This is a genomic window from Paracoccus sp. R12_2, from assembly GCF_017744015.1.
Lineage (GTDB): Bacteria > Pseudomonadota > Alphaproteobacteria > Rhodobacterales > Rhodobacteraceae > Paracoccus.
In genome coordinates this window covers 1-14,365 of sequence record NZ_JAGHRA010000023.1, presented here as the reverse complement: position 1 = coordinate 14,365, position 14,365 = coordinate 1, and the positions used below count along the sequence as shown (strand labels likewise).

17 protein-coding genes are annotated in these 14,365 nt (G+C 66.4%); 9 read left to right on the top strand and 8 right to left on the bottom strand.

The genetic code is table 11. From position 1 onward, the window contains the following. Positions 1-12: 12 nt before the first annotated feature. Positions 13-1,188: an aminotransferase gene (locus J7359_RS18490; RefSeq protein WP_209059078.1), complete on the bottom strand. Its 1,176-nt coding sequence runs from the start codon at positions 1,186-1,188 to the stop codon at positions 13-15. 1 nt (position 1,189) lies between these two features. Further along, positions 1,190-2,053, bottom strand: coding sequence for a hypothetical protein (locus J7359_RS18485; protein WP_209059069.1), 864 nt, complete (start codon positions 2,051-2,053; stop codon positions 1,190-1,192). Between the two features lie 118 nt (positions 2,054-2,171). Here J7359_RS18485 and J7359_RS18480 point away from each other — a divergent pair, with 118 nt between their 5' ends. The 6 genes from J7359_RS18480 to purF all read left to right on the top strand — a co-directional run bounded on the left by J7359_RS18480 (position 2,172) and on the right by purF (position 8,130). Then, the gene (locus tag J7359_RS18480; RefSeq protein ID WP_209059067.1) at positions 2,172-2,762 is read left to right on the top strand and encodes an aminodeoxychorismate/anthranilate synthase component II; all 591 of its coding nucleotides are present in this window, start codon (positions 2,172-2,174) and stop codon (positions 2,760-2,762) included. Further along, positions 2,759-3,781, top strand: a complete 1,023-nt coding sequence (gene trpD, locus J7359_RS20085) for an anthranilate phosphoribosyltransferase (RefSeq protein ID WP_247740524.1) — start codon at positions 2,759-2,761, stop codon at positions 3,779-3,781. The genes J7359_RS18480 and trpD overlap by 4 nt, the downstream gene beginning before the upstream one ends. Then, positions 3,778-4,413, top strand: a complete 636-nt coding sequence (locus J7359_RS20080) for a uracil-DNA glycosylase (protein WP_348524421.1) — start codon at positions 3,778-3,780, stop codon at positions 4,411-4,413. The genes trpD and J7359_RS20080 overlap by 4 nt, the downstream gene beginning before the upstream one ends. Positions 4,414-4,475: 62 nt before the next feature. Continuing rightward, positions 4,476-5,852, top strand: a complete 1,377-nt coding sequence (gene radA / locus J7359_RS18470; protein ID WP_209059064.1) for a DNA repair protein RadA — start codon at positions 4,476-4,478, stop codon at positions 5,850-5,852. Between the two features lie 42 nt (positions 5,853-5,894). Further along, positions 5,895-6,491 (top strand): CvpA family protein, encoded by a 597-nt coding sequence (locus J7359_RS18465; RefSeq protein WP_209059053.1) that lies wholly within the window; start codon positions 5,895-5,897, stop codon positions 6,489-6,491. 148 nt (positions 6,492-6,639) lie between these two features. Beyond that, positions 6,640-8,130: an amidophosphoribosyltransferase gene (gene purF, locus J7359_RS18460; protein WP_209059050.1), complete on the top strand. Its 1,491-nt coding sequence runs from the start codon at positions 6,640-6,642 to the stop codon at positions 8,128-8,130. A 65-nt stretch (positions 8,131-8,195) separates the two neighbouring features. On the opposite strand, the gene J7359_RS18455 is transcribed toward purF, so the two are convergent. From J7359_RS18455 to J7359_RS18440, 4 genes are all read right to left on the bottom strand, one after another. After that, entirely contained in the window at positions 8,196-8,642 is a 447-nt protein-coding gene (locus tag J7359_RS18455) for an NUDIX hydrolase (RefSeq protein WP_209059048.1), read from the bottom strand. Beyond that, positions 8,639-9,676, bottom strand: a complete 1,038-nt coding sequence (locus J7359_RS18450) for a 5-(carboxyamino)imidazole ribonucleotide synthase (RefSeq protein ID WP_209059036.1) — start codon at positions 9,674-9,676, stop codon at positions 8,639-8,641. The genes J7359_RS18455 and J7359_RS18450 overlap by 4 nt, the downstream gene beginning before the upstream one ends. Next, entirely contained in the window at positions 9,669-10,154 is a 486-nt protein-coding gene (purE, locus tag J7359_RS18445; RefSeq protein WP_209059035.1) for a 5-(carboxyamino)imidazole ribonucleotide mutase, read from the bottom strand. Before purE ends, J7359_RS18450 begins: the two co-directional genes overlap by 8 nt. Positions 10,155-10,229: 75 nt before the next feature. Then, positions 10,230-10,448, bottom strand: a complete 219-nt coding sequence (locus tag J7359_RS18440) for a DUF465 domain-containing protein (protein ID WP_209059165.1) — start codon at positions 10,446-10,448, stop codon at positions 10,230-10,232. Positions 10,449-10,611: 163 nt separating this feature from the next. Here J7359_RS18440 and J7359_RS18435 point away from each other — a divergent pair, with 163 nt between their 5' ends. From J7359_RS18435 to J7359_RS18425, 3 genes are all read left to right on the top strand, one after another. Further along, positions 10,612-11,196, top strand: a complete 585-nt coding sequence (locus tag J7359_RS18435; RefSeq protein WP_209059024.1) for a hypothetical protein — start codon at positions 10,612-10,614, stop codon at positions 11,194-11,196. Between the two features lie 124 nt (positions 11,197-11,320). Then, on the top strand, positions 11,321-11,731 hold the full coding sequence (locus tag J7359_RS18430; protein WP_209059022.1) for an Hsp20 family protein: 411 nt from the start codon (positions 11,321-11,323) through the stop codon (positions 11,729-11,731). Positions 11,732-11,742: 11 nt separating this feature from the next. After that, on the top strand, positions 11,743-11,970 hold the full coding sequence (locus tag J7359_RS18425) for a DUF1150 family protein (protein ID WP_209059013.1): 228 nt from the start codon (positions 11,743-11,745) through the stop codon (positions 11,968-11,970). Between the two features lie 26 nt (positions 11,971-11,996). Here the strand turns inward: J7359_RS18425 and J7359_RS18420 are convergent, their stop codons facing one another. Beyond that, on the bottom strand, positions 11,997-12,818 hold the full coding sequence (locus tag J7359_RS18420; RefSeq protein WP_209059010.1) for a hypothetical protein: 822 nt from the start codon (positions 12,816-12,818) through the stop codon (positions 11,997-11,999). Between the two features lies 1 nt (position 12,819). Continuing rightward, positions 12,820-14,232, bottom strand: coding sequence for an MFS transporter (locus tag J7359_RS18415; RefSeq protein WP_280637531.1), 1,413 nt, complete (start codon positions 14,230-14,232; stop codon positions 12,820-12,822). Positions 14,233-14,365 lie beyond the last annotated feature (133 nt).

Here is a 14,365-nt window from a genome sequence, read left to right as displayed (position 1 = left end):
CGCCACAAGCCTTCAGGGGCGGAACAAGACCAGCCGTTCGGCAAGCTGCGCGATACCTGTCCGGTCCACATTGGCGAAGGCCAGTCGGAAATGCCGGTCGCCGACCGGATCGCCCTCTGGCGTGAACATCGTGCCGGGCAGCGCCAGCACCGACGCCTCGCGCAGCAGACGCGGGGCCAAGGTCGCGGATGATGCGGCGAAGGGATGTTCCACCCAGGCGAAATAGGCGCCCGCGGTTTTCAGCCGCCAGCCGGTCAAACCGGCCAGCGCGGCGATGGTGGCGTCGCGGCGGGCAAGGGTTTCGGCGCGTTCGCCGGCCAGCCAGTCGCGCAGATGCGTCATCCCCCACAGCGCCCCGATCTGGCCAAGCTGCGAGGCCGAGATGGCGACGGTGTCCAGAAATTTCTCGGCCTCGCGCATCCGCGCCACGCCGCAGACCATCGCGCCGACACGATGTCCTGTCAGCCGGTAGGCCTTGGAAAAACTGTAAAGCTGGATGACGGTCTGATCCCAGCCCGGCCGCGTCAGAAGGTCATGCGGCGCGCCGGTGCGGCTGTCGAAATCGCGATAGGTCTCGTCCAGGATCAGCGCGATGCCATGGCGCTGCGCCAGATCGAAGAACGCCGCCAGCAACGAGGCGGGATATTCAGCCCCTGACGGGTTGTTCGGCGTGACCAGCACGATCGCACGCGTCGTCGGGCCGATCATGGCTGCTGCATCGTCGGGGTCAGGCAGCATGCCCGCACCGCAGGACAGCGGACGGGTCGCGATTCCCTGCATGTCCAGCCACATCTTGTGGTTGAAATACCACGGCACCGGCAGGATCACCTCGTCCCCTGCCCCCGCAAGCGTGGCGATCGCGGCGCAGAACGCCTGATTGCAGCCTTGGGTGATCGCCACCTGATCGGCCGAGACCACACCGCCATAGGCCTCGCTGAACTGATCGGCGACAGCCGCGCGCAGGTCCGGGTTTCCCAGCACCGGCCCGTAAAGATGTGCGCCCGGCAGATCCATCGCGGCATCAGCGATGGCCCGCCGCAACCCTTCGGGCGGCGCGTCGGCGGGGGCCGCCTGGCTGACATTGATCAGCGGACGGTCGGGCGGAAATTCGACCCCCTGCAACCAGCGTCTGGCCTCCATCACGGGCGGGGCAAAGCTTGCGGCGATGGCGGGGTTGATACCAGCCATGTCAGTCACGCTGCAGCGCGCGCAGATCGGACAGGTCTGGCGGCAAGGACAGGTCCAGCGACGGAGACGGCATCGCGGGCGCGGTGGTTGTCTCGTCCTGCGCAGGCTCGGGGCGTTCGGGGCGGGAAGGCTCGCGGCTTTCGGCACTCGCGGCTGGCTCGCTGGCGGGGTCGGCGGGTGGGGTCGGGTCGTCCGCGCGGATCGCGGCGGTCTGCGGCCGCTCGTCCCGATCGCCAGATCCCGCCATCTGCGGCGCATCCGGCATCACCGGCATGTCCAACGCCCCGGGCTGTGCGACGTCGGGCGCCGTATCGCCCGGCGCAGGTTGGGCCTGCGCGCGACCTGCAGCACCCTCGGGGGCCTCGGGCCTGCTGTCGCTGTCGGTGATGGCGACCGGTGCCGGTTCGGCCGCCGGGGCGCTGACGGCGGGCGCATCCGCCTGATCCATGCGCGAGGCCGGCGACGCCAGCGGCGCGGGTTGCAGCGGCACCACATCCCCGCCCCGGCCGAATTCCGATCCCACCGGCAGACCAACTGCCTCGGCCTGTGGCGCATCATCATCGGACGGGCTGGCTGTGGCAGCCGTCTCGGGCGCCGTTTCAGGCGTTGCGGGGGGCGAATCCGACGCCGCGGTTGTCGGCGCAGAAACCTCCGGGGCCGGCCGAGATGTGGTGTCCGAGCCCGGTCCGGGTGCGGCGTCCGTTACGACCGGATCCGCTTCACCCGGCCCCGTCGCAGCCGATTCTTCGCCCTGCTGCGGCACGGCCTGCGGGCCGGGCAACGGCAGGATCAGCGACAATGACACCAGCACGACGGCGCTCAGCGCCGCACCATGCCCCAAACCTGTCCAGAAACCGCGTGCCATGCGCCTCTTCTTTCCCCGGCCGGGCTTGACCCCCCGACGCGCTTTGGCCCATCTATAGCGGACCGTTTTCCGGGGGGAAACCGCCCCCAAGCCGCCACTGCAGATCAAGGCGCCCAAGATGATCCTTCTGATCGACAATTACGACAGCTTCACCTGGAATCTCGTGCATTATCTGGGCGAGGCCGGAGCCGATGTCACTGTGCGCCGCAACGACCAGATCACTGTCGACGAGGCTCTGACCCTGCGGCCCGACGGCATCGTGATCTCGCCCGGCCCCTGCGATCCGGCGCAGGCGGGAATCTGCCTCGACCTGATCCGCGCGGTGGCCGACCGGGCGATCCCGCTGTTCGGGGTCTGCCTTGGCCATCAGGCCATCGGCGAAGCGTTCGGCGGCAAGGTGGTGCGCGCCAACCGGATCCTGCACGGCAAGGTCGATGCGGTCAGCCACGACGGCAGCGGCGTCTTTGCGGAACTGCCCTCGCCGCTGAACGCCACCCGCTATCATTCGCTGACGGTGCAGCCCGAAACCCTGCCCAATTGCCTGCGGGTCACCGCGACTTCGGATGACGGCACCATCATGGGTCTGATCCATACGGACCTGCCCATCGAGGGCGTTCAGTTTCACCCGGAATCGATCGCCTCGGAATACGGGCACGAGATGATCCGCAACTTCCTGTCCCGCTGCCGCAAGGACGAAGCCGCCGCATGACCACCGATATCCGCCCGCTGATCGGCACCGCCGCCGTTCGTCCACTGACCGGCCCCGAGGCAGAATCGGCCTTTTCGGCGCTGTTCGACGGTGCGGCGACGCCCGCGCAGATCGGTGGCCTGTTGATGGCGCTGCGCGTGCGCGGCGAAACCGTGGACGAGATCGCGGCAGCCGCCCGTGCGATGCGCGCCCGGATGAATCGCGTCCATGCGCCCGCGAACGCCATGGACATCGTCGGCACCGGCGGTGACGGCAAGGGCACGCTGAACATCTCGACCGCGACGGCCTTCGTGGTGGCGGGGGCAGGCATCCCGGTCGCCAAGCACGGCAATCGCAACCTGTCATCGAAATCCGGGGCCGCGGACGCGCTGACCCAGATGGGCATCAATGTGATGGGCGGCCCGTCCGTTGCGCAGAAGGCGCTGGACCGGGCGGGGATCTGCTTCATGATGGCCCCGATGCATCACCCTGCGATGCGCCATGTCGGCCCGCCGCGCGCCGAACTGGGCACACGGACGGTCTTCAACCTGCTGGGACCGCTGACCAACCCCGCCGCCGTGCGTCGGCAACTGACCGGCGCCTTCTCGGCCCACTGGATCCGCCCCATGGCCGAGGTGCTGCGCGATCTGGGCAGCGACGCGGCATGGCTGGTGCACGGCAGCGACGGCACCGACGAGATCAGCATCGCCGGCGACACCGCGGTCGCGGCGCTGAAGAACGGCGAGATCACCGAATTCACCGTGACGCCCGAGGATGCGGGCCTGAGCCGGCATCCTTTCGAGGCAATCATCGGCGGAGAGCCGTCGCAGAACGCCGCCGCGTTTCGCGCGCTGCTGGAGGGCGAGACCGGCGCCTATCGCGACGCGGTGCTGCTGAATGCCGCCGCCGCGCTGCTGGTCGCGGGCACCGCCCGCGACCTGCGCGAGGGTGCGGCGATGGCGGCGGAATCGATCGACAGCGGTGCCGCCAAGGCCCGGCTGACCAGCCTGGCCGAAGTGACCGGCCCGCCGGAGCCGTGATCCCGCCCCACGCCTGGGCCGATCTGGCGTTCTTTCGTCAGGACTGGCCCGCGATCCGCGACCGGCTTGAAGGTTGCGAATGGTTGCCCGGACCCGACCGGATCTTTGCCGCATTGCAGGCGACGCCACCCGAACAGGTCCGCGTCGTGATTCTGGGGCAGGACCCCTACCCCACGCCGGGTCACGCCAACGGGCTTGCGTTCTCGGTCGCGCCGCAGGTCGCGCTGCCCCGGTCGCTGCGCAATATCTTCACCGAACTGCGCGATGATCTGGGCCGGGCGCCCCGAACGGGCGATCTTTCGCATTGGGCCGCGCAGGGCGTATTGCTGTTGAATACCGCGTTGACGGTGCCGCCCGGAGATGCCGGGGCGCACGCGAAATGGGGCTGGGACAAGCTGTCCCGGCAGGCCATCACCAAGGCCCAGGACCACGGTCCGTTGGCGTTTCTGCTGTGGGGCGCACACGCGCAGAAGGCTGTCGCGGGACTTCCGCGCGATCAGGATATGGTCATTGCGACGGCCCACCCATCGCCGCTGTCGGCCCGGCGCGGCTTCTTCGGCAGCCGCCCGTTCAGCCGCATCAATGGCTGGCTGAACGAACGTGGATATGCGCCCATCGACTGGTCCGGCTGACCGCGACCGGGTCGCCGAAGATGCATGTTGCGGCGGGTCGGCGCGGATGCCACAAGATCTGCATGGCAAAATCCGTTACCTCATTCACCTGCACCGCCTGCGGCGCCGCCCACAAGAAATGGGCCGGGCGCTGCGACGCCTGCGGGGCATGGAATACCGTTGTCGAGGAAGCGCCGCTGTCGCAGGGGCCCGGCCGCGGCCTGGGCGCCGCCAAGGGCCGCAGCGTGCCGTTGTCGGGCCTTGCCACGGACGAGCCGCCCCCACCCCGCCGGCAATCGGGGATGGCAGAACTGGACCGGGTTCTGGGCAGCGGGCTGGTGCCCGGATCGGCGGTCCTGGTCGGCGGCGACCCCGGCATCGGCAAATCGACCCTTCTGCTGCAGGGTGCGGCGGCATTTGCGCGGACCGGGCTGAACGCCATCTATATCAGCGGCGAAGAGGCCAGCGCACAGGTGCGGATGCGCGCCCAACGTCTGGGACTGGCGGATGCGCCCGTGCGACTGGGGGCGGAAACCAATCTGCGCAATATCCTGACCACGCTGGACAGTGAACGTCCCGATCTTGCCATCATCGATTCCGTGCAGACCTTGTGGTCGGACACGGTCGAGGCCGCGCCGGGCAGCGTGGCACAGGTCCGCGCCGCCGCGCACGAACTGGTGACATTCGCCAAACGGCGCGGCGTCGCCATCGTGCTGGTCGGCCATGTCACCAAGGACGGACAGATCGCCGGTCCGCGCGTGGTCGAGCACATGGTCGACACCGTCCTGTATTTCGAGGGAGAGCGCGGCCACCAGTTCCGCATCCTGCGCAGCGTCAAGAACCGATTCGGCCCCGCCGACGAAATCGGGGTATTCGAGATGACGGGCGCCGGACTGGCCGAGGTCGCCAATCCCTCGGCGCTGTTTCTGTCGGAACGCGGCCAGCCCTCGCCCGGCAGCGCGGTGTTCGCGGGGATCGAGGGCACGCGCCCGGTGCTGACCGAGGTGCAGGCGCTGGTCGCCCCCTCGACACTGGCAAGCCCGCGCCGCACCGTCGTGGGTCTGGACAGCGGCCGGGTCAGCACCATTCTTGCCGTGCTGGAGGCGCGATGCGGCATCCCTTTCACCGGTCTTGACGTTTTCCTGAACGTCGCCGGCGGCATGAGGGTCAACGAACCCGCCGCGGATCTGGCGATCGCGGGCGCGCTGTTGTCGGCGCGCGAGGACAGCGCCCTGCCGCCCGAGGCCGTGCTTTTCGGCGAAATCAGCCTGTCGGGCGCGCTACGTCCCGTCGCACAGGCCGAAAACAGGTTGAAAGAAGCGCAGAAACTTGGTTTTTCACAGGCGATTTTACCCGACGGCCAGAAGGTCGAGGGCGTGACGACAGATCGGGGCGGGATGGGCATGCGACGCATCGCCGACCTGACAGGATTTGTGGGCGAGGTCTTCGGCGCCGGCTGAACCGCCTGAAACGAAACGATATCCGGCGCAGGGGCAGGACTTATGGACGGTTTCACGATCATTGACGCGGTGGTGGCCGGCGTTGTCATCCTTTCGGCCATTCTGGCCTGGTCGCGCGGCTTCGTGCGCGAATCGCTGGCCATTCTGGGATGGATCGCCGCAGCCATCCTGGCGTTCCTTTTCGCCGCCACCGTGCGTCCGATGATCGCCCAGCTTCCCGTGCTGGACCGATTTCTGGGCGACAGTTGCGAACTGGCCACGATCGCCGGCTTCGCGGTGGTCTTTGCACTGGCGCTGGTGATCTTTTCGATCATCACGCCGCTGTTCTCATCCGTGGTGCAGCGTTCGGCGCTTGGCGGCATCGATCAGGGAATGGGATTCCTGTTCGGCGTGGCCCGGGGCATTCTTTTGGTCGCCATCGCCTTCATCGTTTATGACCGCGTGATGACCAGTCAGCAGGTCGCCATGGTCGAGAATTCGCGCTCGGCACAAGTGTTCGAGCGGATGCGCGGCCAGATGGACGAACAGATCCCCGACGACGCGCCAAGCTGGATCGTCAGCCGCTATGAACAGATGGTCGGCGGCTGCACTGCAACCGAAACGGTCGCGCCCGAGGCGACCCCGCCCGCTGAGAATTGATCCTGAGAGCTTGGATCTGGCTGCATGGCTGCCATGCCGTGACGCTTTCATGACGAAAAACCGCCCCTGTGCTTGCACGGGGGCGTGACTTTATGTTCCCTTGCCCCTACATACCGCCCCACAGCCCAAAGCCATTCAGGATGCCCTGATGCAACCATTTCTGGCCCATCCGTTCGATTCGGACCGCCTTCATGAAGAATGCGGAATTTTCGGCGCGATCGGCATGGCCGATGCCTCCAGCTTCGTCGCCCTTGGCCTGCACGCGTTGCAGCATCGCGGACAGGAGGCCGGGGGGATCGTCACCCACGATCCCGAACACGGATTCAACAGCGCCCATCGCTTCGGCTATGTGCGCGACAATTTCACCAAGGCCGACGTGATGGCGACGCTGCCGGGGCCGCTGGCCATCGGCCATGTCCGCTATTCAACCGCCGGAACCAAGGCCAACACCGCGATCCGCGACGTGCAGCCGTTTTTCGGCGAATTCTCGATGGGCGGTTGCGCGATCGCCCATAACGGCAACATCACCAACGCCGCAGCCCTGCGCCGCGAACTGACCGAGCGTGGCTCGATCTTCCAGTCCAGCAGCGACAGCGAATGCATCATCCACCTGATGGCGCGGTCGATACAGCGCAACCTGCCCGAACGGATGAAGGATGCGCTGCGCCGGGTCGAGGGGGCGTTCAGCGTCATCGCGATGACCCGTACCAAGCTGATCGGCGTGCGCGACCCCTTGGGCGTGCGCCCGCTGGTATTGGGCAAGGTCGGCGATGACGGTTTCGTGCTGGCCTCGGAAACCTGCGCGCTGGACATTATCGGTGCCGATTTCGTTCGCGAGGTCGATCCGGGCGAAATGGTGGTGATCTCGCGCGGCAAGGTCGAAAGCTCGCGCCCCTTCGGCCCGTCCACGGGTCGATTCTGCATCTTCGAACATGTCTATTTCTCGCGTCCGGATTCGATCATTGGCGGTCGCTCGGTCTATGAAACCCGCCGCCAGATCGGTGTCGAACTGGCCCGCGAAGCCCCGATCGAGGCCGATCTGGTCTGCCCGGTCCCCGACAGCGGCACCCCCGCAGCAATCGGTTACGCACAGGAATCGGGCATCCCCTACGGCATGGGAATCATCCGCAACCAGTATATGGGCCGAACCTTCATCGAGCCGACCGAGCAGATCCGCAACATGGGCGTCAGGCTGAAGCTGAACGTCAACCGGTCGCTGATCGCCGGAAAGCGGGTCGTTCTTGTCGATGACAGCGTGGTCCGCGGCACGACCAGCCGGAAGATCAAGGACATGATCCTGGATGCGGGCGCGGCCGAAGTTCATTTCCGCATCGCATCCCCGCCGACCGCATGGCCCTGCTTCTATGGCGTGGATACGCCCGACCGTGACAAGCTGCTGGCGGCGCAGATGACGACCGAGGAGATGCGGGAATGGATCGGCGTTGATTCGCTGGCCTTCGTGACGCTGGACGGCCTGTATCGTGCCGTCGGCGAGGCTGACGGCCGCAACGGCAAATGCCCGCAATATTGCGACGCCTGCTTCTCGGGCGATTATCCGGTCGCGCCGTTCGATCAGCTGGAACGCGGATTCCGCATGAAGCCCGGATCCGAGACGGCTGTGAACGAGGCGGCCGAGTAGCGTCGATCTGCCATGACGGCGCTTGGGGGCCGCGGCCCCCGGCGACATTCCGGGCAGCCCCAGGTTCAGGGCACGATGGTTTCCAGCGCGTCGTAATGCGCCGCCGCATCGCCCCAAAGCGCGGCGGCGAGGCTGCCGGGCTTGTGGCGCAGGGTTGCAAGTTCGGCCCGTGTGACCCAGCGAAACCGGTTCACCACCCCCATCGGGTCTGCCAGCGAAATATCGTCGCCTGCCACCGGCATGGCGCGGAAATGGATCTCGACCTGATGAAAGCCGCTGGCGGGATCGTGGAATTCGTTCACCAGAAAGGGCGCCCCGACACTGATGATCAGGCCGGTTTCCTCGGCCACCTCGCGCATCAGGTTTTCTGGCAGCGACTGACCCGGCTCGACTCCTCCGCCGGGCAGGCACCACAGATCGCTGTCTTGCCCCGGATAGGCATTGACCATCAGCAGCCGGTCGCGATGCAGAACCGCCGCGCGCACCGCCAGACGGGGCCGCGCCAGCCTCATCCGGCGATCCGGTTCACATGGCCCATCTTGCGGCCCGGCCGCGCCTCGCCCTTGCCGTAAAGATGCAGCTGCGCGCGCGGCGTGGCCAGCAGGTCGGGCACCCGGTCGATGTCGTCGCCGATCAGGTTCTCCATCACCACATCGGCGTAACGCTTGCCGTCGCCCAAGGGCAGGCCGGCGACCGCGCGGACATGTTGTTCGAACTGATCGACGGCACAGCCCGCCTGCGTCCAGTGACCCGAGTTGTGCACGCGCGGCGCGATCTCGTTCACGATCAGCCCGGCAGGCGTCACGAACAGCTCAACCCCCATCACGCCGACATAGTCCAGCGCGTTGGCGATTCGGGCCGCGATCAGGACGGCATCGGTCGTCAGGGCTGAGGGCAGCCCGCAGGGCACCGTCGTCGTGCGCAGGATGCCGCCCTGATGCAGGTTCAGCCCCGGATCGAACGCGGACACCTGTCCATCGGCGCCGCGCGCGATGATGACACTGATCTCGGCCGAGAAATCGACGAACCCTTCCAGCACCGAGGGCGCACCGGTCCAGTCCGCCTGCGCCGGATCGGTGATCCGCACCTGGCCCTTGCCGTCATAGCCCATGCGCCGCGTCTTGAGGATCGAGGGTGTCCCGATCCGCGCGATCGCCGCGGCCAGGTCGCCCCTGCCCGGCACGTCGGCGAAGGGTGCCGTGGCAAGTCCGATCTCGTTCAGGAAGGTCTTTTCCGTCAACCGATCCTGCGACACTGCCAGCGCGCGCCGGTTCGGGCGGATCGGGCAGATCGATTCCAGCAGGTCCAGCGCCGAGGTCGGCACGTTCTCGAATTCATAGGTGATGACATCGACCGATTCGGCAAAGGCGCGCAGGGCCGTACTGTCCTCATAAGGGGCGGTGGTCAGGCGATGTGCGACATCGCCCGCAGGCGCGGCACCCGGTTCATAGACATGGCAACGCAGGCCAAGACGGCTGGCCGCCACCGACAGCATCCGTCCCAGCTGGCCGCCGCCCAGAATGCCGATGGTGCGGACCTCAGTCATCCTGCGGCTCCTCGGGAATGCTGTCCGACAGGGCCGCCCGCCACGCATCCAGCCGCGCCGCCAGCGCCGGATCGTCAAGCGCCAGGATCGACGCGGCCATCAGCCCGGCATTGGTCGCACCCGCGGCACCGATCGCCATCGTCGCAACGGGAAAGCCACGCGGCATCTGCACGATGGAATACAGCGAATCGACGCCTGACAGCGCACGGGTCTGGACAGGCACGCCGATCACCGGCAGGCGCGTCTTCGAGGCCATCATGCCGGGCAGGTGCGCCGCCCCTCCGGCCCCTGCGATGATCACCTTCAACCCGCGCTGAACGGCGCTGCGACCGTAATCCCACAACCGGTCCGGGGTGCGATGGGCGCTGACGATGCGCGCCTCATAGTCGATGCCCAGATCATCAAGGATCGCTGCTGCCTCGCGCATGGTGGACCAGTCCGACTGGCTGCCCATGATGATTCCGACCGGCTTGTCCATACGGCGCCCCCTTGCTTGTTCTGGGTCCAGCGTTTTCGTGCGCTCCGCAATACCGTGCGCGCGCCGGGGCCGCAATCAGGCGATGATGTCGGGGGTCAGTTCATCTTCCAGCCGCGCGATCCGATCCTTCAGCACCAGCTTCTGCTTCTTCAGGCGCTGCAGCGTCAGAGACGAGGTCATCTGCTGCGATGCCAGCGCGGCGATGGCCTGGTCCAGATCGCGATGTTCGCAGCGCAGCGCGATCAGCCTGGCGCGGACGATTTCCTCGTGGGACATCTCGTGGTGCATGTTCATCTGGCTGGCCCGGCTGGAATGACGCGTTTCCATTCCGCTTATAGCCATTTGTTTCACGCCTGTTAACAACGACTTCGCAAACCCGTCCCGCCCATACATTAAAATTGATCTTTCGCCGTGTCGGCGCGAAACTTCATCCGGATCACCGAACCGGAGAAAAGTCATGAAACTGATCGGCTTGACCGGCGCGCCTGCGGTCGCGCTGTTGTTGGCAGGGCTATCCGTCGCAACCCCGGCCCACGCGCAGATGGACGGCGAGGAATTGCAGCGCTGCATCTGGCGTTGCCTTGCGGATTCGCCGGGTGCCGGAAGCAGTCAGTACAATTCCTGCGTGGCCCGTTCGTGCAGCGATCAGACGCCCTCGGCGCCATCGCCGGCGCGCGCCACCTGGACCGTCAGCGGGGCGGCGACCGGCGGCCAGATGGCGTCAGTGACCGTTGGCCGCAGCACGTTCAGCTATGTCTGTCAGGCTGGCAAACCCGCGCTGCTGGCAATCAGCGGTTTGCCGGGACCGTCCTCGGGCGTGATCCTGTCGGTCGATGGCCGCGAATTCCGCCCGCCCTTCGCGGGGCGGGACGGGGTGCATTACACCTCGGCACGGGCAGGATCGGGGCTGGTCAACGCGCTTCTTGCGGGAAATGCGGTCCAGGCGCGCAATCGTCCCGGAAATTCGGTGTCGAATTTTCCCCTTGGTGGGTCCGGCAAGGCGATCAGAACGGCCATGTCGCGTTGCGGCATCCGCCCCTGACACTGGGCCGGTTGCCGTCGCGGCCCTTGCAGCCCGGCGATCGCATTCACATATTGAACCCATGTTGGGTCGCCGCAACGGGGCCCTTTTCAGACAGTCGCTTCGCCGCAAAAGGGCTGATGAGATGAGCAAGATGTCACTGGGGTCGCATCCCTATCTGCTGGGTTTCGACCAGTTGGAGCGGATGGCGGAACGCGCCGCAAAGGGCTCCGAGGGCTATCCGCCCTATAATATCGAACATCTCGCGCCCGACGGGTTCCGGATCACGCTGGCCGTGGCGGGCTTTCGCGAACACGATCTGGCCGTCACCACCGAAGATCGGCAACTGGTCATCCGCGGTCGTCTTGCAGAGCCGTCCGAGGACAGGGTCTATCTGCATCGCGGCATCGCCGCGCGGGCCTTCCAGCGCAGTTTCGTGCTGGCGGACGGGGTCGAGGTCGTCTCGGCCCAGATCGAGAATGGCCTGCTGCATGTCGATCTGAAGCGGGTTAAGCCGCAGCAACTGGTTCAGACAATTCCGATCAGCCGCAAGTAAGGGGGATCAACATGGATACCAAATTCGATTTCGGCGACAGCGACGCACAGAACACCGTCTATGTCCGCCAGGTCGCGACACACACCCTGCCCGAGGACGTCCGCGAACAGGTGCCCGGCGTCGAGACCATGTATGCCGTCCATGATTCGGACGGCGAACGGCTGGCGCTGGTGCGTGAACGCGCGATGGCCTTCATGCTGGCGCGCCAGAACGAACTGATCCCGGTCAGCGTCCACTGATCGTCACCCGCAGCGCGCGCGCCGGATCAGGCGCGCGCGATGCCCGCCTGCGGTGCGTAGCGCATGAAGGCGAAGGCCCGACCATCGGGCGACCAGCAGGGCACGTTCAGCGTCCCCTGCCCTCCGAACAGATCCAGGATCCTGCGCCGCTGGCCGCCATCCGTGTCCATCAGCCACAGTGACACATCGCGATCGCGCGGGTGCCCCGTCGTGCCGGGTTGATAGGCAAGATAGAGGACATGACGCCCATCGGGCGACGGATGCGGAAACCAGTTCACGTTATCATCGCGAAAGACCGGCGCGGCGTTCCGGCCGTCCAGCGTCATGCGCCAGATCTGGGCATGTCCCGTGGCGTCCGAGTTGAACCACAGAAACCTGCCGCAGGCCGAAAAATCGGGGCCGTCATGGTGGCCGGGCATCGGGGTCAGGATATGTTCGGCACCGCCCGCCATGTCCAGCGTCGCGATGCGGACCACGCGATCACGCCGCGCGCAGGCATAGGCGATCAGTCGGCCACGCGCGCCGTGCCACCAGCTTGGCCGTCCGACCGGAACCGGCTTCACGCCATCCGCGTCCAGCACATGGATACCCGCGCCCTGTGCATCGTGACAGGAAAAGATGATCCGGCCGTCTGGCAGGAAGCCGTGATCATTGTTGCAGCGCGTCAATCCGCCGGTGTCGATCAGCGTCAACCCCGACATGTCCGCGCGCCACAGCCGCCCGTCGCCATTGACCAGGAACCAGCCGTCTGGATGCCAGTTTGGTGCCTCGATCAGCTGCGGGCTGCGCAGCACGACGCGACAGCACCCGGTCGCGATCTGGAACACCTCAAGCGATGATCTCCACATGCTAGCGCGCCCCTGGCCCGATCATCGGCGGCGGCCCGTCCACCCCCTTGGCCGTCGGCTTGGGCCGGATCAGCCAGCTGCGCAGCGACAGCACCATCAGGATCGTGATGAACACCCCCAGTTGATAGATCAGCGCGTGGTGCATGGCCTGCGGATAGTCCGCATCTGCCCCGTGATGCAGCTGCACGAAGAAAAGACTGGACACGACGGCGATCCCCACGGCCGCACCGACCTGCTGAAACGCCTGCATGGCGCCCGAACCGGCGCCCGCGTCATGTCCGGGCACGGCCTGAAGCACCAGTTGAAACAGCGGCGATATCGCCAGACCCATACCCGTTCCGCAGATCGCCAGCGGCGCCGCGATCGCCAGCGGCGTGAACGGATGTGGCGGGTTGCCGGCCGCATGGCGCAGCCACGCCATCCCGATCAGCAGGACCAACGCCCCCGCCCCCATCCGCAGCGGCAAACGGCTGGCCCCGAAGCGGCCCGTGACATAGCTGCCCAGCATTACCCCCAGCGGAAACGGCGCCGTGGCCAGCCCCGAGGCCAGCGGTGACAATCCGAATCCGGTCTGCAGATAGATCGCAAGGATCAGGAACATGCCCGGAATGGCCGAAAAATGCAGCATGACCATCAGGACGCCGGACAGATAGCCCGGATTCCTCATCAGTGCGACGGGCAGAAGCTGCGTCCGCCCCGCCCGCGCCAGCGCGGCCTGCCGCAAGACAAAAAGCGCGCCCATCGGCACGGCACCAAGCAGCAGCGCGATGCACCACCAGGGCCAGCCCAGAAGCGCACCCTCGATCACCGGAAGGACGATCATGATGATCGCAAGCGCGAACACCACCATGCCGATCCAGTCGATGGTCATGTCCCGATCCCGCTGCAAGCCGGGTATCCATCGCAGCCCGGCAAGGATCACGAAGATTCCGACCGGAAGATTGACCAGAAAGATCGGCCGCCAATCCAGCCCATGGATATCGGCGGTGATCAGCGCACCTCCCAGCAACGGCCCGGTCACCGCGCCCATGCTGACGACCACCCCTGCCAGCGCGAAGGCCCGCGCCTTCTGGTCGGGGGGAAACATCAAGTGGATGATCGCCATGACCTGCGGCACCATCATCGCACCGCCCAGCCCCTGGATCGCACGCGAGCCGATCAGCATCGTCATGTCCTGTGCCAGCCCGCAAAGCGCCGATGCCAAGGTGAACAACGCCACCCCCAGCAGGAACAACCGCTTGCGCCCCAACTTGTCGCCAAAGCGCCCGAACGGCAGCAACCCGGCCGCAAAGGCCAGCACATAAGCTGCGGACACCCATTCGATCTGGCTGGCCGAGGCGCCCAGGTTCCGCTGGATCGATGGCAGCGCCACATTGACGATGCTGACATCGATCAGGTTCATGAAGTTTCCCATCAGCAGCAGGGTAATCCCCCCATTTTTGTGGGGGCTTGGTCGTAGAATTTACGCGGCCATTCTCAGTTTCTGTGCGGGTGTCATCCCGCCGTTGCCCATGTTTGGGCGCTCATTGTTGTAGGACCAGAGCCAT